Annotated in this window: 16 protein-coding genes; 5 read left to right on the top strand and 11 right to left on the bottom strand. The window is 45.7% G+C overall.

From position 1 onward, the window contains the following. The 3 genes from mfd to OQJ86_RS00370 all read left to right on the top strand — a co-directional run bounded on the left by mfd (nucleotide 1) and on the right by OQJ86_RS00370 (nucleotide 4864). Nucleotides 1-3462 (top strand): transcription-repair coupling factor, encoded by a 3462-nt coding sequence (gene mfd / locus OQJ86_RS00380; RefSeq protein ID WP_265985004.1) that lies wholly within the window; start codon nucleotides 1-3, stop codon nucleotides 3460-3462. Nucleotides 3463-3469: 7 nt separating this feature from the next. Beyond that, nucleotides 3470-4240 (top strand): peptidoglycan binding protein CsiV, encoded by a 771-nt coding sequence (locus OQJ86_RS00375; RefSeq protein WP_265985003.1) that lies wholly within the window; start codon nucleotides 3470-3472, stop codon nucleotides 4238-4240. Nucleotides 4241-4318: 78 nt separating this feature from the next. After that, complete coding sequence (locus OQJ86_RS00370) at nucleotides 4319-4864, top strand: GNAT family N-acetyltransferase (protein ID WP_045408789.1); 546 nt, start codon at nucleotides 4319-4321, stop codon at nucleotides 4862-4864. 118 nt (nucleotides 4865-4982) lie between these two features. On the opposite strand, the gene OQJ86_RS00365 is transcribed toward OQJ86_RS00370, so the two are convergent. The 7 genes from OQJ86_RS00365 to hinT all read right to left on the bottom strand — a co-directional run bounded on the left by OQJ86_RS00365 (nucleotide 4983) and on the right by hinT (nucleotide 11228). Further along, on the bottom strand, nucleotides 4983-6272 hold the full coding sequence (locus tag OQJ86_RS00365; RefSeq protein WP_038866664.1) for an NAD(P)/FAD-dependent oxidoreductase: 1290 nt from the start codon (nucleotides 6270-6272) through the stop codon (nucleotides 4983-4985). A 526-nt stretch (nucleotides 6273-6798) separates the two neighbouring features. Then, nucleotides 6799-7338 carry an alpha/beta hydrolase YcfP gene (ycfP, locus tag OQJ86_RS00360; protein WP_038866663.1) on the bottom strand — a complete coding sequence of 180 codons (540 nt, stop codon included), beginning with the start codon at nucleotides 7336-7338 and terminating at the stop codon, nucleotides 6799-6801. Between the two features lie 79 nt (nucleotides 7339-7417). Beyond that, nucleotides 7418-8296 carry a thiamine kinase gene (gene thiK, locus OQJ86_RS00355; protein WP_038875911.1) on the bottom strand — a complete coding sequence of 293 codons (879 nt, stop codon included), beginning with the start codon at nucleotides 8294-8296 and terminating at the stop codon, nucleotides 7418-7420. A gap of 43 nt (nucleotides 8297-8339) precedes the next feature. Then, nucleotides 8340-8930 (bottom strand): penicillin-binding protein activator LpoB, encoded by a 591-nt coding sequence (gene lpoB, locus OQJ86_RS00350; RefSeq protein ID WP_038866656.1) that lies wholly within the window; start codon nucleotides 8928-8930, stop codon nucleotides 8340-8342. An 87-nt stretch (nucleotides 8931-9017) separates the two neighbouring features. Then, a complete protein-coding gene (locus OQJ86_RS00345) occupies nucleotides 9018-9410 on the bottom strand; it encodes a YcfL family protein (RefSeq protein ID WP_038875910.1) in 393 nt (130 codons plus the stop codon). Further along, complete coding sequence (locus OQJ86_RS00340) at nucleotides 9410-10804, bottom strand: COG3014 family protein (protein WP_265984993.1); 1395 nt, start codon at nucleotides 10802-10804, stop codon at nucleotides 9410-9412. Before OQJ86_RS00340 ends, OQJ86_RS00345 begins: the two co-directional genes overlap by 1 nt. A 73-nt stretch (nucleotides 10805-10877) precedes the next feature. Continuing rightward, nucleotides 10878-11228 (bottom strand): purine nucleoside phosphoramidase, encoded by a 351-nt coding sequence (gene hinT, locus OQJ86_RS00335; RefSeq protein WP_038875905.1) that lies wholly within the window; start codon nucleotides 11226-11228, stop codon nucleotides 10878-10880. Between the two features lie 235 nt (nucleotides 11229-11463). Here hinT and OQJ86_RS00330 point away from each other — a divergent pair, with 235 nt between their 5' ends. After that, a complete protein-coding gene (locus OQJ86_RS00330; protein ID WP_039978186.1) occupies nucleotides 11464-13455 on the top strand; it encodes a methyl-accepting chemotaxis protein in 1992 nt (663 codons plus the stop codon). A 165-nt stretch (nucleotides 13456-13620) separates the two neighbouring features. Then, nucleotides 13621-14781 carry a DUF1887 family protein gene (locus OQJ86_RS00325; RefSeq protein WP_038866647.1) on the top strand — a complete coding sequence of 387 codons (1161 nt, stop codon included), beginning with the start codon at nucleotides 13621-13623 and terminating at the stop codon, nucleotides 14779-14781. Nucleotides 14782-14941: 160 nt separating this feature from the next. On the opposite strand, the gene udp is transcribed toward OQJ86_RS00325, so the two are convergent. The 4 genes from udp to OQJ86_RS00305 all read right to left on the bottom strand — a co-directional run bounded on the left by udp (nucleotide 14942) and on the right by OQJ86_RS00305 (nucleotide 20353). Beyond that, on the bottom strand, nucleotides 14942-15700 hold the full coding sequence (gene udp, locus OQJ86_RS00320) for a uridine phosphorylase (RefSeq protein WP_038866646.1): 759 nt from the start codon (nucleotides 15698-15700) through the stop codon (nucleotides 14942-14944). 308 nt (nucleotides 15701-16008) lie between these two features. Then, complete coding sequence (locus tag OQJ86_RS00315) at nucleotides 16009-18318, bottom strand: zinc/cadmium/mercury/lead-transporting ATPase (protein ID WP_265984987.1); 2310 nt, start codon at nucleotides 18316-18318, stop codon at nucleotides 16009-16011. Between the two features lie 100 nt (nucleotides 18319-18418). Next, the gene (locus tag OQJ86_RS00310) at nucleotides 18419-19870 is read right to left on the bottom strand and encodes an MATE family efflux transporter (RefSeq protein ID WP_042602649.1); all 1452 of its coding nucleotides are present in this window, start codon (nucleotides 19868-19870) and stop codon (nucleotides 18419-18421) included. A 63-nt stretch (nucleotides 19871-19933) separates the two neighbouring features. Next, nucleotides 19934-20353 (bottom strand): CBS domain-containing protein, encoded by a 420-nt coding sequence (locus OQJ86_RS00305; protein WP_038866642.1) that lies wholly within the window; start codon nucleotides 20351-20353, stop codon nucleotides 19934-19936. Nucleotides 20354-20398: the final 45 nt, after the last annotated feature.

Genomic DNA, 20398 nt, shown 5'->3' with positions numbered 1-20398 from the left:
ATGACAAAAGCAACGATTCTTTCCGTCACTAATCCGTCTGAACGTGGCGATAAAAAACAGCTAGGGAATTTACCTGGCGCGTCATTACCAATGGCCATTGCAGAACTGGCAAAACAACACTCAAGCCATTCAGTTCTTGTGGTGCCCGATCCACAAATCGCGCTAAAACTACAAGCTGAAATTGAGCAGTTTACAGACCAAACCGTGAGCCTGTTCCCGGATTGGGAAACCTTGCCATACGATAATTTTTCACCGCACCAAGAAATTATCTCAGACCGAATTGCACGTTTATACCAGTTGCCTCATCAACGTAATGGGGTGACGATCGTACCAGTCAGCACAATCTTGCAACGTCAGTCTCCGAGAGACTTTTTGCTGCAACACACTTTGATGGTTAAGACGGGCGACCAGTTCTCACTCGAAAAGCTACGTACTCAGCTAGAAAACTCGGGATACCGTCACGTCGATCAAGTGTTTGGACCGGGTGAATACGCCAGTCGCGGTTCGATCTTAGATTTGTTCCCTATGGGCAGCTCCGACCCTTATCGTATTGATTTCTTCGATGATGAGATCGACACGATACGAACTTTCGACCCAGAGAACCAACGTTCGATCGAAGACATCCAGCAGATCCAATTACTGCCTGCGCACGAATTTCCAACGACCAAGGTAGCAATCGAAGACTTCCGTACCCGTTGGCGTACACAGTTTGAAGCACGCCGAGAGCCTGAATCGATTTATATGCAGGTCACTAAAGGAACATGGCCTGCCGGTATCGAATATTGGCAACCATTGTTCTTCGATCACACAGAGACTCTGTTCGATTACTTACCAGAAGATTCGCAACTGATCATTTATGGAGACATCGAAGCAGCGGTCGATACTTTCTTAAATGACGTTGACTACCGTTACGATCAAAAGAAAATAGACCCACTTCGTCCGCTATTGGCCCCTCATGAACTGTGGCTAAAGAAAGACGAACTATTTAAGCACATCAAACAATTGCCTCAGGCCCTATTAAGCCTAGAGAAAATTGTTAAACGTGCTGGTCGTCAGAACCTAGCGGTACAGTCTTTGGCAGAGCTTGGTGTCCAGCAACAAAACAAAGAGCCATTGTCTCGCCTTCGCCAATTTAGCGAACAATTTACGGGAAAAATCGTCTTTTCTGTCGAATCAGAAGGCCGTCGTGAAGCGCTGACAGAACTGTTGCAAGGCATCAAAGTACGTCCCGTGGTTCATGGATCAATATACCAAGCACTAGATTCAAATGACCGATTCAGCCTGATACTTGGCGCTGCAGAACATGGCTTTATCCATGATGAGCTGAACTTTGCACTAATTTGTGAAAGCGACCTACTCGGCGATCGCGTTATCCAACGCCGTCGCAAAGACAAAAAAACCGTCAATAGTGACACCGTCATTCGCCACCTTGCCGAGCTAAAACCGGGGCAACCTGTCGTACACATTGACCACGGTATCGGACGCTACATCGGCCTGCAAACGCTTGAAGCCGGTGGTATGAAAACGGAATACGTTACCCTTGAGTATCAAAACGATGCCAAACTTTACGTTCCGGTTTCTTCCCTGAACTTAATCAGCCGTTATTCTGGCGGTGCAGAAGAGAGTGCACCACTGCATAAACTCGGCGGTGAAGCGTGGGCAAAAGCACGTCGTAAAGCCGCAGAAAAAGTACGTGACGTCGCAGCAGAACTTCTGGATGTTTACGCAAAACGCGAGCTAAAACCGGGGTACAAATTCGAGTTGGATCGTGGCCAATACGCCACATTCAAAGCGACATTCCCATTTGAAGAAACGGACGACCAATCCACCGCCATCAATGCGGTACTTTCGGACATGTGCCAAGCAAAAGCGATGGACCGACTCGTATGTGGTGACGTTGGCTTTGGTAAAACCGAAGTTGCAATGCGAGCAGCCTTCGTGGCAACAGACAACAGCAAGCAGGTGGCCGTATTGGTGCCGACTACCCTGCTCGCTCAGCAGCACTTTGAAAACTTCCGTGATCGTTTTGCTAACTTACCAATTCGTGTAGAGGTCCTTTCGCGCTTTAAATCAGCGAAAGAGCAGAAAGTGATCCTTCAAGACGTCGCGGACGGTAAAGTGGACATCGTTGTTGGTACACATAAGCTGCTTTCAAGCGACATTAAATTCAAAGATCTTGGCTTGTTGATCGTCGACGAAGAACACCGTTTTGGTGTACGCCAGAAAGAGAAAGTAAAAGCAATGCGTGCCGATGTCGACATCCTAACGCTGACGGCAACGCCAATCCCTCGTACGCTGAATATGGCGATGAGTGGTATGCGTGATTTATCGATCATCGCAACGCCACCAGCGCGTCGTTTAGCGATCAAGACGTTTGTGCGCCAGCATGAAGATTCGGTCGTTCGTGAAGCCGCATTGCGAGAAATTATGCGCGGTGGTCAAGTGTACTTCCTGCATAACCAAGTCGAAACCATCGAGAAAACCGCTGAAGACTTGCAAAAGCTGATCCCAGAAGCTCGTGTGACGGTTGCCCACGGTCAAATGCGTGAACGCGAACTAGAACGCATCATGAACGACTTCTACCACCAGCGTTTCAACTTACTCGTTTGTACCACTATTATTGAAACAGGTATCGACGTTCCGACGGCAAACACCATTATCATGGATCGTGCCGATAACCTTGGTCTTGCGCAGCTTCACCAATTACGTGGTCGTGTAGGTCGTTCGCACCACCAAGCTTATGCTTACTTATTGACACCACATCCGAAAGCCATCACCAAAGACGCCATCAAACGTCTTGATGCTATTGCTTCGTTAGAAGATCTGGGCGCAGGTTTCACTCTTGCGACGCACGATCTTGAGATTCGTGGCGCAGGTGAGCTATTAGGTGACGAACAAAGTGGTCAAATTCAATCGGTTGGCTTTACACTGTATATGGAGATGCTTGAACAAGCGGTTGAAGCATTGAAAGAAGGTAAAGAACCATCGTTGGATGACTTGCTTCGTGAGCAAACGGAAATTGAAATGCGTATTCCAGCCTTGTTACCGGATGACTACATCCCTGACGTGAATACACGCCTATCAATGTACAAACGTATTGCAAGCGTCAGCGACAACGAAGGCTTGTCGGAATTGAAGGTAGAACTGATTGATCGCTTTGGCTTATTGCCAGATGCAACCAAAAACCTTCTCTCTGTCTCAGAACTGAAAATTGGGGCAGGAAGTCTCAAAGCGAAGAAAATTGAGGCACATGATAAGGGCGGATTCATCGAGTTTTACCCTGATGCTGACATAAACCCAGCGTATTTGGTTAAACTCCTGCAATCACAGCCGCAAAAATTTGCAATGGAAGGTCCAACTAAGTTCAAGTTTAGCGTACCATTAACGGACCGACGAAAACGCATTCAGTTTGTTCAAGACTTACTGAATGATTTTAAACAGAATTTATTACCAACGAGCTAATAGTCGAATGAGAATACTGATCCCATTATTGCTTCTTTGTGTCTCAATGCCTACTTGGGCTGCGCGTCAATTTGATATTGAAGTAATTATTTTCAAGCGAGCAGTTAACGCTGAAAGTACCAGTGAATCATGGCCAAATGAGCTGCCAAAACTCGAAATGAGCAACGTAGGCAGCTTAGACAGTGAGTCTTACCGCCGTTCTAAAGGCGTCACTTTGCTACCACGTTCTTCTTTCCGTTTGAATGCACAAGAATCAGCATTGAACAATCACGCCGGCTTCAAAGTGCTTAAACACGTAGCCTGGCGTCAAGGCGACCGCGGCAAGGCAAGCGCGCCGATCTTCCATATCGTGGGTGGACGTGATTTCTCAGGCTCTTACAACGCTGACGGCAGCCAAATCAATGGCAATGCACAATCACTTTCAACCGATGGTTACAGTGAAGAAACCGTTAACGGTCCGCTCTACGAGTTAGACGGCAAACTTCAAATCTACGTTCAGCACTACTTGTTCGCTGAGACCACCATAGATTTACGTGAGCCCGCTGTACGTGAAGTTCGTATCGAGTCTCAGCCTTCTGAGCAAATGACGAATGAGTTAGGTGAAGTGGACGGCAACGTTCAAGTAGGCAACTTGGCAGAAGTTTCACCAACCATCACTGAAGAGAAGTTCTTGAAGAGCTTCCGCATGGATCAGAAGCGCCGTATGCGCAGTAGTGAAACTCACTACTTAGACAACCCATTGATGGGAATGATCATTCAAGTTCGTCGCGTTCGATAAGAGCAACATAAACATAAAAGCGCAGCACTGGCTGCGCTTTGTTTTATCTAGCGCCCAACAAGGAAGTCGTATCTATTCATGAGTCCAGATTTTGAAATCATCACCTCGCGCTTGGCACTCAAGCTTATTCCCTCAGAACAAGCCCACTCACTACAACGCTTGTTAGTTGAATCCCCTTCCCTACATCAATGGTTAGATTGGTGTGACGAAAACGTCACACTCAAAGACGCGCAGGACTTCCTTCTTGCCACTCGCTTAAATTGGGTAAAAACGGAAGCGTTTGGATTTGGTATTTATGATCGTGAATACAACAATTTACTTGGAATGGCTGCTGTAAACGAGCTTTACCATACATTCAACATGGCGAGTATTGGCTACTGGGTTGCAGATAAATACCAACGAAAAGGCTATGCACAAGAAGCAATTCGAGCACTGGCTGAATTTTGTTTCGCCAAGCTTAGCCTAACGCGAGTAGAGATCGTCTGCGATCCAGACAACATTGCCAGTCAAGCATTAATCGAATCAGTCGGAGCGAAGAAAGAAGCCATTGCTAGAAATCGTTTTATCTTCCACGGTAAACCAAAAGATGGCGTTGTGTATTCGTTGTTACCCACTGATTTGTAATTAATCGAATGAAAGTGTTCGATTTTAAGACAACAAAAAAGCCACCGACAGACGGTGGCTTTTCGTTTTGATTGTTTGTCTTTCTATCAAGTCAGCAATAGAAAGCCAAGTCATCAAATTAGTGTAGCTTCAAGTTTGGACGAAGTACGCGGTTAATACGGCCAACCAGCATCATCAAGCCAGTCTTAATTACGCCATGCAACGCCATTTGGTGCATACGGTATAGCGAGATGTATACAACACGCGCGATACGACCTTCAACCATCATAGAGCCTTTGGTTAAGTTCCCCATCAAGCTACCAACTGTAGAGAAGCGGCTTAGCGAAACCAAAGAACCATGGTCTTTGTAAACGTAGTCTTTCAGTTCGCGACCGTTAAGCTTAGCGACGATGTTGCTGAACGCTTGGCTTGCCATTTGGTGTGCTGCTTGAGCGCGTGGCGGTACGAATGAACCATCAGGTTGAGTACATTGCGCCAAATCACCAATAACAAAGATGTCATCGTCACGAGTGGTTTGAAGCGTACCTTTAACCACAAGTTGGTTGATACGGTTTGTTTCTAGGCCGGCAATGTCTTTGATAAAGTCAGGGGCCTTAATACCCGCTGCCCACACCATGATTTGCGCAGGAATTTTCTCGCCGTCTTTAGTGGTTAAACCGTCTTTATCCGCTTGCGTTACCATAGTAGCAGTACGCACGTTAACACCGAGTTTAACCAGCTCTTGGTGCGCCGCAGAAGAAATACGCGGTGGCAATGCCGGAAGAATACGCTCACCTGCTTCCACTAGGTTCACGTTTAGTTTGCTCGAGTCTAAGTCACCAAAGCCGTAAGTACGCAGCTCTTTCACTGCGTTGTGCAGTTCTGCTGACAGCTCCACACCCGTTGCACCCGCACCAACAATCGCAATATCCACGGTACCGTTACCATTTTTCGCGTGCAGTTTTAGGAACTCATTGTTCATGCCAGAACGGAAACGGTGCGCCTGTTCTGGACTATCTAGGAAGATACAATTTTCACGAACACCGGGAGTGTTGAAGTCATTAGACGTAGAGCCAATCGCCATCACTAGAATGTCGTACTCTAGTTCGCGACTTGGCATAAGAAGCTCGCCATGTTCGTCTTTAAGCTCACTAAGAATGATCACTTTACGTTCACGGTCGATGTCTTGAAGGCTGCCCATTTGGAAGTCAAAACTGTGGTTTTTCGCGTGAGCACGGTAACTCAATGCGTCCACACCTTCATCCAATGAACCAGTTGCTACTTCATGCAACAGCGGTTTCCACAAGTGGCTCGCTTTACGGTCTACCAGTGTAATTTGCGCACGGTTCTTACGACCAAGAGTGCGACCTAGCTTGGTTGCCAATTCAAGGCCACCAGCACCGCCGCCTACAACGATAATGCGTGTCACAATGTTATCCTCTACAAAAATGAATATATGGGTTCAGCTCGAAGCTCTGACTCACAGTCTTACTGTGGTAAAGCATCCAACCGATGAATTCTTTGGTCTCTAGAGGTGAGCTCACTTTTTGGATAAATCCAATGCCATCTTTAATGTGCGTGTTTGATTAACTTGCTGATATGGCATTGCTCGTTTGTCTGAAAGATACGATCTCAGACAAAAAATGGGCAAGTTTCTTACTCGCTCTCAATTTTTTTTGATATTTATCAAATTATTTTTACCAAGTTCATTATATAGGGCAATCTTTTGATGGCAACAAAAATCCTTGCTAGGAATACGGATTGGCTAATTTTCAACTGTTTAACGGTATCGTTTTCGTGCCACAAAAGGTTAAAACGATAAATCAAGATAATAAATCGCTACAAAATGTAAATATCTACAGAATTATTGCTATCAAGTTACGTCTTGCAAAAACAAAAACAGCACTTCGAAAAGTGCTGTTTAAACATAGTCAGTTTGTTCGTTTTTATGCAAGTTACGCGTTCTTGAATGCCTTCATCGCCTGCAAGTGGTGAGAGATCTTCTTGAATTTATGCGTTTGGGTTTCATCCCAAATGATGTCGTAATGTTTCTCTAATTCCGACGCCGTTTTTCCATTGTCGTGAATCTCATCTTCTTTCGACAAAATCACTAAACAACGCGCTTTGTTCTTAGCACGAAACTCCTCAACACACTTGGTCGCAATGTCTTCGTACTCTTCTGGACGATCAATACGTCCTGCCATTGTCTTCTCAGGATGCAAGTTCGGGTTGAACATCACTTGCTTAATGCCGCAGAGAAAACCGATACGCTCTGACCAATAAGCACCTAAACCAACACCACAGATTAATGGGTTCGAATCGTCAGATTGGTCAATCACCTTAGACACTTCTTTCAGCAGGTGCTGCATATCGTGTTTTGGATGAAGTGTACTGTAGTTGATGAAACGAATGTCATCATCGATGAATTGCAGTTGCAGAACTTTTTCGTGGTTACCTGGGCTTGTACTATCAAAGCCGTGCAAGTAAATAATCATGTGTACCTCTCCCTGTGACTTGCTGGTACTTTCACTTTAAACTACCACTATTTCCTTATGGTTAAAGAGGAAAAAGCCATCAGTTCTCAAAACAGTGATCTTCCATACATAATAAGTCTTTAAACTCGTATGCACTGCTCAAGTATTGTTCATCATCCCATAATTTGTAGGCCAATAAATACCAAAGCATCGCCATCATTCGAGTTCTTGGCATCCACGCTCGCACGCCTTCCAACCATAAAGCGACGTCTTCAATGCCACGAGTTTGGCAATACTGTTCTACACCTTGTTCAATAGGCACGTCGGCGAGTTGCAGAATCAAGGTTAAATCGAGCCTTGGGTCCGCTAAGCCAGCATACTCCCAATCGATCACTTTCACGCCCTCTTCGCCTCGAACTAAGTTGTAACACCCAAGATCAAAATGACACAGCGCTGCAGGGACTTGCGCCACGCTTGGCTCAGAACGCCACTTTAGATAAAGCGCTTCGTACTCAGTGCCGACGTACTGGCCAGCCAGTTCCAACCAATAATGGTCGATGCGCGAAAGATACGAGAACGGTACTAAAGGAACCGCCTTTGCAGGATATTCATGAATCCTAGCAGCAATCGGCAATAGCTCTTCAATATCAATACCTGGCTTCGTCAGCGTTTCACCCGGCACCCATTCCACTAACAAACCTTGCTCATGCACAAAGACAGGCTTTGGTCCTAGGTTGAGAGGGGCAATCGCGTTAAGCACTTGATATTCGTTATGACGAGATATAGCAAAGGCCTTACACACGTTGCTGGTCGGGCGCCAGACGTAAGCAAGGCCTTCTGAGGATTCCAACCGCCAACAGCGATTGGTTAACCCACCAGTGACGGTTTGTACCTTCACTGGTGGAGAAGCAAAGAAGCTATCAAGGGTGTTAAGACTTGGGTCTAATTGTTTCGCTTGTTGCCAAGAAAACCACGCCATTAATGACTTCTCCACTCAAGGTCGTAGGACCAAATAGAATCAATTAAAGACCAAATAGGCTCTTCGATTGCTCTTTACGGATTTCCGTTTCATCCGCCCATTCGATCAGGCCAGTTTCTAGATCCATCAGACGCATCGTCATTTTGTAATATACGTCTTTGTCGCTACCCGCATCTTTTACGATGCTAGAAAGGTTACCGTAAAGCATGTATTGCGCACCGACCATTTTACCGAACTGAATTGCCGTACTTTGGTTCACTAGCTCATCCGTATTTTGGAAGTTTAGTTGCTCACGAACTGACTCAACACGATCCATATCCACGAAACGGAACTTACCTGAGTTCAACATCTTAGTAGAAATAGTGTCGGTGATAGACTCCGTATCGATGTGCTCACTTGTTTTGTTCTTGATGCGCTCAACAAATACGATAGGACGTTGGTCACGAGTAATTGCTGCCACTGAACCTGACATCATCATGCTGTCTACCATTTCACCAGCAATTTTTTGTAGATCCGTCGAGCCGAAATCGATGGTTGTAGTTTCAGTCGCTTGCGCATCACCGTAAGAGACTTTGTTTGAACAACCACCCAAAATGACGGCAAGACCTAAAAGAGCAATAATACTTTTTTTCATGAGAGTTCCTTAGTTTGTGTTTCATCCCAAGGCGTCTCCACCTTGGAAAAGCAGCAAGCTGCCTAAAATTATTTACCCAAAAGTGGGTTAGTTATCTAGTGCTTCGCGAATTTGTACACGGAATTGGGTACCGTTTGGATTCACTGTCACTTCTGACAGCGTCACTTGCTCAAATCCACGTACGATCATTTTTCGCCAAGGGCCTGGCTTGGTGTTCACTTCCAACCCAGAATTGTCATACCAGTAAAAACGATAAAGGATTTCTTGGTCACCTTTGTAGTTGCTACTTAGTTGTACAACACCGCGTGGACGATCATCCACGTAAGTCGTCGTAATATTATCGACTAATAAACGACTGCCCATTACGTTATCGTGGAAGAATACTTTTTGTGTTTGGCCGTCAATTCGGATACCCGCGGTATTATCAGCGCACCCCGCTAAACCGATGATCATTACCAAGCCAATAAGCCATGCTTTCATTACAATCTCCCTAATTGTTTGTGCCATACCGTTGAATGCGTTCCCTGTCGAGAAACCCACACCAACGTGGTTTGCTGTGCTGGCACTTCGAATTGATACACCTGATCGCCAACGTTTAAGCTCTGCAGCCCCGGTTTCACGACTTTCGAAGCCGTTTTCACCGTACCTGGTAGCGTCTGCCAACTTCTGGTATCAGGTTGTTCGGTTAATGTATTCCACACATTGAAAAGAATGTTGCCGACATCATCGCCTTTTGCCGCTTCTTTTCGGATTCTGTCTTTTGCCCAAACACGAATCGCTTGGCGAATCACAATCGTGGTCAAACGTTCGTGCAAATCGTTTTGCGCCATCGCGTTCACATCAGTCAGTGTGCTTGAAGGTAGCTTGTTGCCATTGAGCGCAACATCTCCAAAACGCTGTGTTCCACGTTTCGGGTAGTAAGGCAGCGCAAGCGAATAAATCGCACCGTCGCCTCGGCTATCATAAATCGGCAAATCAATGCGCCAACCTTGCAGTGCTTCCACCACGCCTTGCTCGTCTATAACGATCACGCGGCCTTGTGACTTACTCAGTCCTGAAGGCGCTTTGCCGTAACGTTTTTCCAGCATACGAAGGTCTTGACGCATACCGAGCTTTTTCGCGGCATACATTGCACTTTCAATCACTTGTTTGTTATCTGGCATCACAGCGAGCGCGCGACGATAGTCTACGTACGCACTGTTCAAATCTCGTGACGCTTCATAAAGCAAACCTGAAAGGTAGAACAAGTAACCGTTTTGTACGGAGCTAAGCTTTTTACCGGCATCCGGATAGTTCGCAAGTACACTACCCAAGTTGGCAGACATACCTTGCTTCTTAAGATCCTTTTCGGCCTGCTTTAGTTCCTTTTCACGAGCTTTCTTTGCAGCTTCCTGAACTTGATTGGCTCGGCGCATTTCAACCAAAGCTCCTTCAAGATCATTTTTCTGTAAGTAGTTAAGGCCTAAATACAAATGCAAAAAGCCGAGTTCATAGTCGGCTGGTTGGTATTCATTTAGATTGTCGTTAACGGCTAAAGAACCCACGTTGGTCGCCGTCTCCGTGACAGAAATCGTGGCACGGTCTTGTTGCTTACGTACTGCACGGTCGCTGTCTTCAAGCGAGCTCAAACTGGTTGGGTAATCTGCTGCAAGAAAAGAGATTCGGCCTTGCTCGAAATTACCAAGTATCTCGCCACCTACATCGCTTGATTGAAGTTGCTCAGCTTTCGCGTATTCACCTGCAACGACCGCTTGGTAAACTTCTTTATTTTGGTCACTGTAATGACTGAACAGGTTGCCAGCGGATAAATTCGCACACCCTGTCGCGAGCAAGGTCCAGCTAATTAATCCGAATAGCTTCACACCATGTTTCACATTTATCTCCACAAATGTGTCGTTCGAGGAATAAAGAAGTGGATGACGTTCTTCATCCACTTCCTTCTAAAGATTAGCTCAATACCATAGGACCTAAAGGACGACCGCCCACTAGGTGCATATGAATATGATAGACTTCCTGACCGCCATGTGAGTTACAGTTTACGATTAAACGGTAACCGTCTTCTGCAATGCCTTCTTCTTTCGCTAGTTTTTTCGCTACGGTGAACATGCGTCCCATCATTGCTTCATCATCCGCTTCCACATCATTTGTGGTTGGGATTAGCTTGTTTGGAATGATAAGGATGTGGCTTGGCGCACGCGGATTAATGTCGCGAAATGCCGTCACTAGCTCATCTTGGTAAAGGACATCTGCTGGGATTTCTTTGCGAATAATTTTGCTAAAGATGGTTTCTTCCGCCATGGGTACTCCATTTTATAAGGTGTGTAACCTATTTAGTATGCGCTAAGCCAAAAGCGAGCTCAATAAAAAACAGTGTTCACTTAACATTATCAATATAACTCGTGACGTTGAAGCTTTTTTTGTCGTGTGCGTCATAAAACGTGCGTCGCAAACTCAATACAATCCGATGAATTTTGTTACTTTTTTAAGACAATTCTTATTTACGTTGTCTATTTTTGGGAGAGGAAGCTCACTTATGCGAGGTTCAGTAATTAAACGGATGTATGCAGGCTTCGCGCTGATCATCGTCCTTTTCGCGGTCACGATTGCCATTATGATGGGGGGCATGAATGATATTCACGGCAAATTTGAGACAGTATCTAAATCATCACTTCCACTGGTATCCCTATCCAACCAAACCAGTGTCGAGCTACTTTCTGCGGACAAATCTTTCAAAGACTTCCTGACCACGGAGAATAAACAGCGCATGGATGAAATGCGTCAGGAGTTTGCTAAATCTCAACAACGATTCGAAGGCACATTAGGCCAACTTGAAGTGGCCAGCCAAATCTACCCTTCCCTAGCAGAACCTTTTTCTCAGCTTAAAGAACTTGAGCAGAGCTACTTTACCGAAGCAAAGGAAGCAATGGACAACTACGAAGCGATGTTTGCGGCACAAGAAGAAGTGCAGAAGTCTTCTCGTCGTTTCCAAAAGCTCAACACCGAACTTTCCGTTGGTCTGAAAGAATACGTAGCCGATCAATCAAGCATCTCAGTCAAAGTGATGGCAAAAAGCTATTTCATTAAGCTAAAAGATGCAGAGGTGATCACATCGGACGCATTGGCTAGCTCAAATCCAGAGTTTGTGACTCAAGCCGTTGCGAAAAACCGTAAAGCGGTTACGCACCTGAATTACGCATTTCGTGGATTGGTTACTCAGTTACCTGAGCTTAAAAAAGCCTTTGGTGATTCAGTGGATCAATTTACTCGAGACGTAGGCATGCGTGGTGGTGTATTAGACCAACACAACAACTACTTATCTGCTCGTTCTGCGCTGTACAACAATATCGCAAATCTAGCGACTAAAGTTGATTCAAGCATGTCGATTCTGGAGCAATTTACAACAACAGCGACAGACAAATTGAATGAGTCTCTGACCGATGCAGGTGACATCTATTCTGCTGGTGTAACCAAAGCTATTGTGATCGCAGTGATTGTGGTTCTGTTTGCGACGGCTATCGGCTATCACATTGCACAAAGTGTACGTGAACCATTGACTCGTATCTTGAAGGTATTAGAAAGCTTGACCGAAGGTGACATGACGCAGCGCATCGATAACCGTTACAACAACGAGTTCAGCCGCGTGAGTGGTCACATTAATACGTTGGCAGACAGCCTGCACAACATTCTTGTGAAATTAAATGATGCCTCAGATAACCTTGCATCTACCGCATCAACGAATGAACAAACTTCTTCTCAAGCGCAATCTAAATTGAATGCGCAGCGCGAGCAAACCGCGACCGTCGCAACCGCAATGACAGAGATGTCACATTCGGTGCAGGAAGTAGCGCAAAGTGCACAAGGCTCACTTGAAATGGTTCAGCGTGTAGAAACCGCCTCGGACCAAGGTCGAAATGTCATGAACAGCAACATTTCGACGATTAACCAACTTGAAACACGCTTGAACGAATCGGTGTCTGCCGTTTCTGAACTGCAAAAGATGAGTGGTCAAATTGGCTCGATTCTGGATGTGATTCGTAACATTGCCGAGCAGACCAACTTGCTTGCCCTAAATGCCGCAATTGAAGCTGCACGTGCCGGCGAACAAGGTCGTGGTTTTGCGGTCGTCGCAGATGAAGTTCGTGTGCTTGCCTCCAAGACCACACAATCGACAACTGAGATTGAGGCAATGATCAGTAACCTACAATCAAGTTCGCAATCCGCTAACCAAGTCATCCAAAGTTGCATGAGTGACATGGAAATGTCAGTAGAGCAAGCATCGAAAGCCAATAGCTCAATGGAAGAAATCCAAGCGCTTATTATCGAAATCAGCCAAATGAGTACGCATATTTCTCAGGCGGCAGCAGAGCAAAGCGAGACGTCAGCTGACATTGCACGCAATATTGAAGACATCAACAGTATCGCAGATGAAAGCTACCATGCGATGTCGAGCATCGCTCAGACCAGCGAATCGTTAACCCAACTGGCTCATCAGCAAAACGAGTTAGTTCATCGATTTAAACTATAAGAGCAGCATCGACAGTTAACAGATTTTTTGCAACCAACTGTATAAGGGCGACTTTTTATTGAAGTCGCCCTTGTTTTTTATGAGCCTTGTCTACATATGGTTAATATGGCTTGCTCATCCCTTTTCTTTTCTCTTTTCGAGCAAGCCAAATAAGAAGGAAAATCTATGGCTGTTCATGTTGGTATTATCGACCAAGACCCAGTGAGATTGGTCACTCCTCTTTTGGATAATCGCACTGTTAGCACACATATCGTCTTCATCGGCGACAAAAGCCAATCTGATATGTACGAGCGACTGAGTGCCGTGTTGGAGCAGCGAGAAATTACTTCTGAATTTTTTGAAATTCCTTCTGTTGTAAACACTTCTCTTATTAAGCAATCGATCCATAAATTGGCAAAAGACCTCCATGATAGAGGTGAAGAAGTAAAACTGAATGCAAGTTGCGGCCTTCGCCACCGACTGCTTTCTGTGTATGAAGTTTTCCGTACGTACCGCTGGCCAATCTTTGTCGTTGAGCCAAACAGCGACAAACTTTGCTGGCTGTATCCTGATGGTAAAGAAGACACGCAAGTTGAAGACCACATCACCATCTCTGATTACCTGACTATCTTCGGTGCACGCGGTGAATTCCACCACGTCGATCTGCCTCCTCAACTAGACCAAAAACTTTATGAACTGGGTGAGCGTTGGGCTTCTAATGCGCTAGAACTTGGTCCTGGACTGGCGACGCTTAACTATCTTGCGACGACATGTCGTAAAGAACAAAAGTTAGATGTAGAGCTTTCTGAGAAGCAGCAAGGCTACCGTGAACTGAATATGCTTCTGACTGATTTGGTGGAAGCAGAAATTGCAACCTATGAAAATGGGGTTCTCACCTTTATCGATGAAGATGCTCGTCGCTTCTCAAATGGTGAATGGTTAGAAACGTTAGTTCACAGCACTGTGAAGCAAATCCAAGACACAATGCCGACTATTCAAGACCGATCGTTGAACGTTCAGGTTTATCGCAAACTCGGCGAAAGCGAAGTTCGTAACGAGCTTGATGTGGCGACTGTGGTGAACAACAAGCTACACATCATCGAATGTAAAACTAAAGGCATGCGTGATGATGGCGATGATACCTTGTACAAATTGGAGTCATTGCGCGACCTTCTAGGTGGTCTGCAAGCGCGAGCAATGTTAGTTAGCTTCCGCCCACTGCGTCATAACGATATCACACGTGCAGAGGACTTAGGGTTGGCTCTTATTGGCCCAGACGAGCTGAAAGATCTCAAAACTCACCTAAGTGCTTGGTTTGAAGCCGCCGGTGGTTCTGACGAAATCTAATCGTCGATATAGATCAAAAATCAAAAAAAGCAGCCTCGAGCTGCTTTTTTATTGCGTCAGATTTGTTGTTTGAATACTCAGACAAAACTGCCAGATAGAAAAAACCAGAGGCGAACCTCTGGTTTTTCCCGTTTGTTTAAATGCCAACTAACCGTTGTGCTTAAAGCATCTTACGCGCTGCTTCTACTACAACTTTAATTGAGCGAGCTTCCGTTTCTTTCAGCGTTGCATGATCTGGAATCTCTTTTTGTGTACGGTTGATGATAACACCCGCCACACAACCTGCTTTCAAGCCAGAGCTTGCACACATGGTTAGCAGTGTTGCTGACTCCATTTCGAAGTTCAGAACGCCCATGTCTTGCCACTCTTGCATAGATCCTTGGAAACGCTTAACAACACGACCAGAGAACGTGTCGTAACGCTCTTGACCAGGGTAGAAAGTGTCACTTGAAGCAGTCACACCCATATGAACGGTTGCACCAGACTCTTCAACAGCCGCTTTCATTGCTGTTGCGATTTCGAAGTCTGCTACTGCTGGGAACTCCATTGGAGCAAAGTGTAGGCTCGCGCCATCTAGACGAACAGAACCTGTCGTAACGATCATGTCACCTACGTTTACGTGTGGCTGGATTGCACCAGTAGTACCAACACGTAGGAAAGTGCGAACACCAAGCTGAGCTAGTTCTTCTACTGCGATAGACGTAGATGGACCACCGATACCTGTAGAACAAACCACAACAGGTTTACCGTCTAGCTCTGCACGGTATAGCGTGTATTCACGGTGACTTGCTAGAAATACTGGGTTTTCCATTTCTTCTGCGATTTTTTGTACGCGTGCAGGATCGCCTGGAATGATTGCTAGAGTCGCACCATTAAGATCCGCTTCAGTAACACCTAAATGGAATACAGCTTGAGACATAAGTCGCTCCTTGTTGTGGCTTATTTTGTAAGCAATAAGCTCATTAGTAAGTTGTTGGGTACAGATGCACTGTAGCGAACCTTTTACCAACATAGAGTGATCATAATCACAATGAAACAATGTAATAAACTTACACTTTCAAATAAAAACGGTTTTGATCACACTTTGAAAGCCATAAAGCTATTGTGTTGCATAATAAACAGTGACTCTTCAATCAAATCATTCAGGAAAATGATTTCAATCATACAAATACAAAAGCCCGAGACGAATCCACCTCGGGCTAATAATTAATCGATTAGATCGTGAAATTACTTTACTTGTTTGGACTCGAATCGAAGCAATCTCAAAGCATTTAGAGTCACCAAGGCCGTAGCACCACTGTCAGCAAGTACCGCAACCCATAGGCCTGTAATACCTAACAAACTAGTCACTAAGAACACCCCTTTTAAACCCAAAGCCAAAGCAACGTTCTGACGAATGTTATTTAATGTTGCGCGTGATAGCTCAATCATGGCTGGCAGTTCCACCAAGCGGTTGTGAGTCAACGCGGCATCTGCAGTCTCTAAGGCAACGTCTGTTCCGCCTCCCATGGCAATACCAATGCTGGATGCTTTCATTGCTGGTGCATCGTTAATACCATCTCCGACCATCGCGACAGTGTGTTGCGCTGATATCTCTTCCACATAGTGCACTTTATCCGCTGGTAACAGACTGGCTTTGTAATCAAGACCAATCTGGTTAGCAATAGCTTCTGCACTACGTGGGTTATCACCGGTTAACATGACTGATGAGATACCAAGTTTCTTAAGTGCAGCAACCGCTTGCTGGGCGTCTTGGCGAAGCGTGTCTTGCCATGCGATCAAACCAATGACTTCATGATCATGACGAGCAATAACGACCGTTTTACCCTGCCCTTCTAACTCAACCACTTGTTGCTCAACCTGTTGCGATATTGGGAAGTCTGCTTTCGATGGTGCGATGACTTGAACCAACTTCCCTTCAACCACACCTGTCACTCCTGAACCAACCTGCGCAGTTTTATCTGCCGCTTCAGGAATATTGATGCCTTGCTCTTGCGCTTTACTTACCAGCGATAACGCTAGTGGGTGACTTGAGCCAATCTCAATCGACGCCGTTAAGCTTAATAGCTGCTCTTCTGTTACATCGAATGGAACCACGTCAGTCACTTGCGGTTTACCTTGTGTCAAAGTACCTGTTTTGTCGAACGCGACAGATTCAACACGTCCCAACAGTTCCAACGCTGCACCGCCTTTGATCAAGGCACCTCGTTTTGCTGCCGCGGCTAAACCTGAGGTAATCGCTGCAGGAGTAGAGATAACCAAAGCACATGGACATGCGATCAATAACAATGCTAAACCGCGGTATACCCATGTCTCCCAAGGCTGAGCAAACAGCAATGGTGGTGTGATAATGACAAGTAGCGACACCAACATCATCAAAGGAGTGTACCAACGGCTGAACTTATCTAAGAAGCGTTCTAGTGGAGCTTTGCGTGATTCCGCTTCTTCTATCAAATGAAGAATTCGGTCAATCGCGTTTTCACCTTGGCGAGATGTCACTTGAATTTGCACGACTTTGTCGACAACCACAGCGCCAGCCATGATTTTCCCACCTTCAATGTGTTCAACTGGTAGCGATTCACCGGTAAGAGCACTTTCATCAAAGCTTGCGGCTTGATTGATAAGAACACCGTCAGCAGGCATACGACCACCCGGTGCCACTTCAATCACGTCACCCGGCTGAAGTTGAGAAGCAGGGACTTCTTTACGCTCTCCGTTCACAATCAAAGTCGTGTTTTCTGGCACTAAATCCATCAGAGCCTGAACACCGCTACGAGCACGGGAGGATGCATATGCTTCTAACTTTTCACCAATAAGGAAAAGCAATAGCACCATCGCAGCTTCTGCGGTTTCACCAAGATACAGCGCACCTAAAGCCGCCACACTCATGAGCGTCTCGATAGCAAAGGGCGTTCCACTGCGTGCGAGTTTGAAAGCTTTCATTGCCACTGGGTATAGACCCAACAAACAGGTCAAGGTAAACAACCACGTGCTCAGCATCGGATTAACGTCCGAAATAAGACCGGCAAATGCCATCGCACCTGCAATAGAAAGTATCTGAGCATTGTCTTTGATGATACCTAACCAACCCTTCTTCTCAGCTTTTGGCTTTGGAGCATCGGTCGAAGACAGTGGGAATCCTGTTTGTTGTGAGATTTGTTCAATCACAGGCGCAAGAGCGCGATTGTCAAAATCAACCACCAGCTTTTCCGTCGCAAACAAGACTTTGGCCTTGAGTACACCGTCTATAGAAGAAACGGCTTTTTCAAGCTTTTGGGCACAGGCAGGGCAATCCATGCCAGACACCAACCAGCTATGGCGAATGGAGGTTTCTATGGGTTCGGCAGGGCCTTCTTCATCAGCAGGGTCATTACTACAACCACCACTGCTGCTGCAACATGACTCTTCTGAAGCCATAACACTGGCTTGAGTGATATTTAAGGTTGGTTTTGTTGGTGCGGAACAAGACTCCGTAGCACCTATTGCCACCGCAGATTTGATTTTGCCTGATTGGCAACCTTGATGTTTATTACACATAATTCACTTTCCTTATTGGTGATAAGTCTTTACCTACCGTAAAGAATAAACCTTGGAGCTTACTCCAAGGTCAAGAGTGTTTATGTGAAATTATTAAAATTTACGCTTTTTCTTCTTCTAAGGTGGTGACGACTTCATCGATCAAAACCGCATCGTGAGAACAGAAAGGCTGAGTATTTACGCACGTTATCGCAGGGTCGTCTTCCACCAAGTCTTCGCCAAAGTTTTGCATCAGATCTTTAATGTGTTTATTTAGCACAACCAATGCCAGCAAGCCGAACACGATGGTACCGACCGCTTGTCCATAGAGCACACCAAGCGCGCCATACCATTGCGCCCCAAAGTACACAAAAGGTAAGGTACCAATCGTCGCTTTACCTAAATTCAATGCTGTCGAGTAAAGTGGCTTACCAAGGTTGTTAAACGAGGTATTTGCCACAAACAGAGTGCCATTGAACACAAAGCTGATTGCCACATAAGTGCAGAAGGCCACTACAATGATTGCAGCATCACCAGTAAGGCTAAACATCGCAACAATGTAGTCTTGCAATAGATACAGTACAACGCACACCGAAAGTGTATAAATCGTGGTGACTAACAACGAGTCCGTCAGCGTTTTTTTCACGCGATCCATTCGCTCTGCACCAAAGTTTTGTCCAATAATCGGCCCTACCGCACCTGATAAAGCAAAAATCACAGCAAAACAGACTGGCGTCAAACGTCCAATAACGGCAAAACCAGCCACAAAGTCTTCCCCAAAATGCGCAATGTGCGTCGTTACAATAGCGTTCCCAATAGGGGTTGCGGTATTAGTAATGATAGCGGGCACAGCAATGGCTAGAATTGGCTTAAGGTTGTTTTTGAGGATGCTGTAATCCGGGAATGAAACCAACTTGTGCACTTTCACTAATGGATAGAGCGAGAAAGCCAATACGGTAAATCGAGCAATAACCGACGCAGCTGCAGCCCCTTCAACATTCCATTTGAAGACAAAAATAAACAGAGGATCAAGAATAGCGTTAACAATGCCACCCGCTAAGGTGGCCCACATGGAACGTTTAGCATCTCCCGCCGCACGCAAACCTGCGCCTGCTGACATGCCTAAGGCGAGAATAGGAGCACTTGGAAGTAGAATATTAAGGTAAGCTTCGGCTCTTTCAGCGGCAACGCCCTCTGCACCAATCGCAGCCAAGAGCTCGGGAATGTGCATGTACATGCCAATAGTGATAACCAAGCTGATCATAAAGGCAGTGAGCATGATACTGCCGCTCATCAACCTCGCTCGGTCAAAGTCCTTTGCACCAATAGACTTGGAGACCAGTGCTCCCATTGCGATTGACGTGCCAATCGAAGCTGACGTTGAGAAAAAGATCAATGTCCCAGCAAAACCAACGGCAGCCGCTAATTCAACTTGCCCCAACATACTGATAAACAACATATCGAGTAAATCGACGACGAACAACGCCATCAAACCAACTGAACCTGCGCCAGACATCACTAAGATGTGGCGCATGGTAGAACCTTGGACAAACTTCGCGTCTTGCGTGGACATATTCTTCCTCAACGACAAAAAGACGCCGAGGCGTCTTTTGTCTGAACTTTTATTATTTTGGCTTTAAACAGGATGTTTGAAACATTCGTTTAGCGTCTTCCCGATAGCCCTCAATACATCACGGCGAGTAATTACACCGACGAGCTTATCTTTATCATCCACCACTGGGTACATTTTCGGTTTCCCCACCTTCATCATATCTGCTAGTTCTATGATGGACATTTCTGGTGACACAGACAGTGCATCTTCGTGCATGCACTCTTCTACTGTGTGGGTATCCTGACAGTGGTAACTGGCTTTAACGAGTTTGTCTAAAAGGTCTTGTTCAGAAAGGAATCCAATGACTTTCTCGTTTTCGTCGATAACGGGACCACCTAGAGTAACACTTTGCATCACCTTATCCAAAGCCGCTGTGAGCGACATGTTTTTGGTGAAAGTCACCGCTTGCAACGTCATGTAATCTTTTACTTTTAGTGAGTGCATTCTTATCTCCTTAGCGGCACATTTTTGCTGCCTTTAAGATAAGTG

This window comes from Vibrio sp. Sgm 5 (assembly GCF_026241575.1).
Taxonomy (GTDB): domain Bacteria; phylum Pseudomonadota; class Gammaproteobacteria; order Enterobacterales; family Vibrionaceae; genus Vibrio; species Vibrio jasicida.
This window is presented reverse-complemented; position numbering and strand designations above follow the sequence as displayed.

Bases quoted from the DNA above. Each gene is read 5' to 3' on its own strand.
- mfd (WP_265985004.1), top strand. From the start codon at position 1: ATGACAAAAGCAACGATTCTTTCCGTCACTAATCCGTCTGAACGTGGC.
- OQJ86_RS00375 (WP_265985003.1), top strand. From the start codon at position 3,470: ATGAGAATACTGATCCCATTATTGCTTCTTTGTGTCTCAATGCCTACT.
- OQJ86_RS00370 (WP_045408789.1), top strand. From the start codon at position 4,319: ATGAGTCCAGATTTTGAAATCATCACCTCGCGCTTGGCACTCAAGCTT.
- ycfP (WP_038866663.1), bottom strand. From the start codon at position 7,338: ATGATTATTTACTTGCACGGCTTTGATAGTACAAGCCCAGGTAACCAC.
- thiK (WP_038875911.1), bottom strand. From the start codon at position 8,296: ATGGCGTGGTTTTCTTGGCAACAAGCGAAACAATTAGACCCAAGTCTT.
- lpoB (WP_038866656.1), bottom strand. From the start codon at position 8,930: ATGAAAAAAAGTATTATTGCTCTTTTAGGTCTTGCCGTCATTTTGGGT.
- OQJ86_RS00345 (WP_038875910.1), bottom strand. From the start codon at position 9,410: ATGAAAGCATGGCTTATTGGCTTGGTAATGATCATCGGTTTAGCGGGG.
- hinT (WP_038875905.1), bottom strand. From the start codon at position 11,228: ATGGCGGAAGAAACCATCTTTAGCAAAATTATTCGCAAAGAAATCCCA.
- OQJ86_RS00330 (WP_039978186.1), top strand. From the start codon at position 11,464: ATGCGAGGTTCAGTAATTAAACGGATGTATGCAGGCTTCGCGCTGATC.
- OQJ86_RS00325 (WP_038866647.1), top strand. From the start codon at position 13,621: ATGGCTGTTCATGTTGGTATTATCGACCAAGACCCAGTGAGATTGGTC.
- udp (WP_038866646.1), bottom strand. From the start codon at position 15,700: ATGTCTCAAGCTGTATTCCATTTAGGTGTTACTGAAGCGGATCTTAAT.
- OQJ86_RS00315 (WP_265984987.1), bottom strand. From the start codon at position 18,318: ATGTGTAATAAACATCAAGGTTGCCAATCAGGCAAAATCAAATCTGCG.
- OQJ86_RS00310 (WP_042602649.1), bottom strand. From the start codon at position 19,870: ATGTCCACGCAAGACGCGAAGTTTGTCCAAGGTTCTACCATGCGCCAC.
- OQJ86_RS00305 (WP_038866642.1), bottom strand. From the start codon at position 20,353: ATGCACTCACTAAAAGTAAAAGATTACATGACGTTGCAAGCGGTGACT.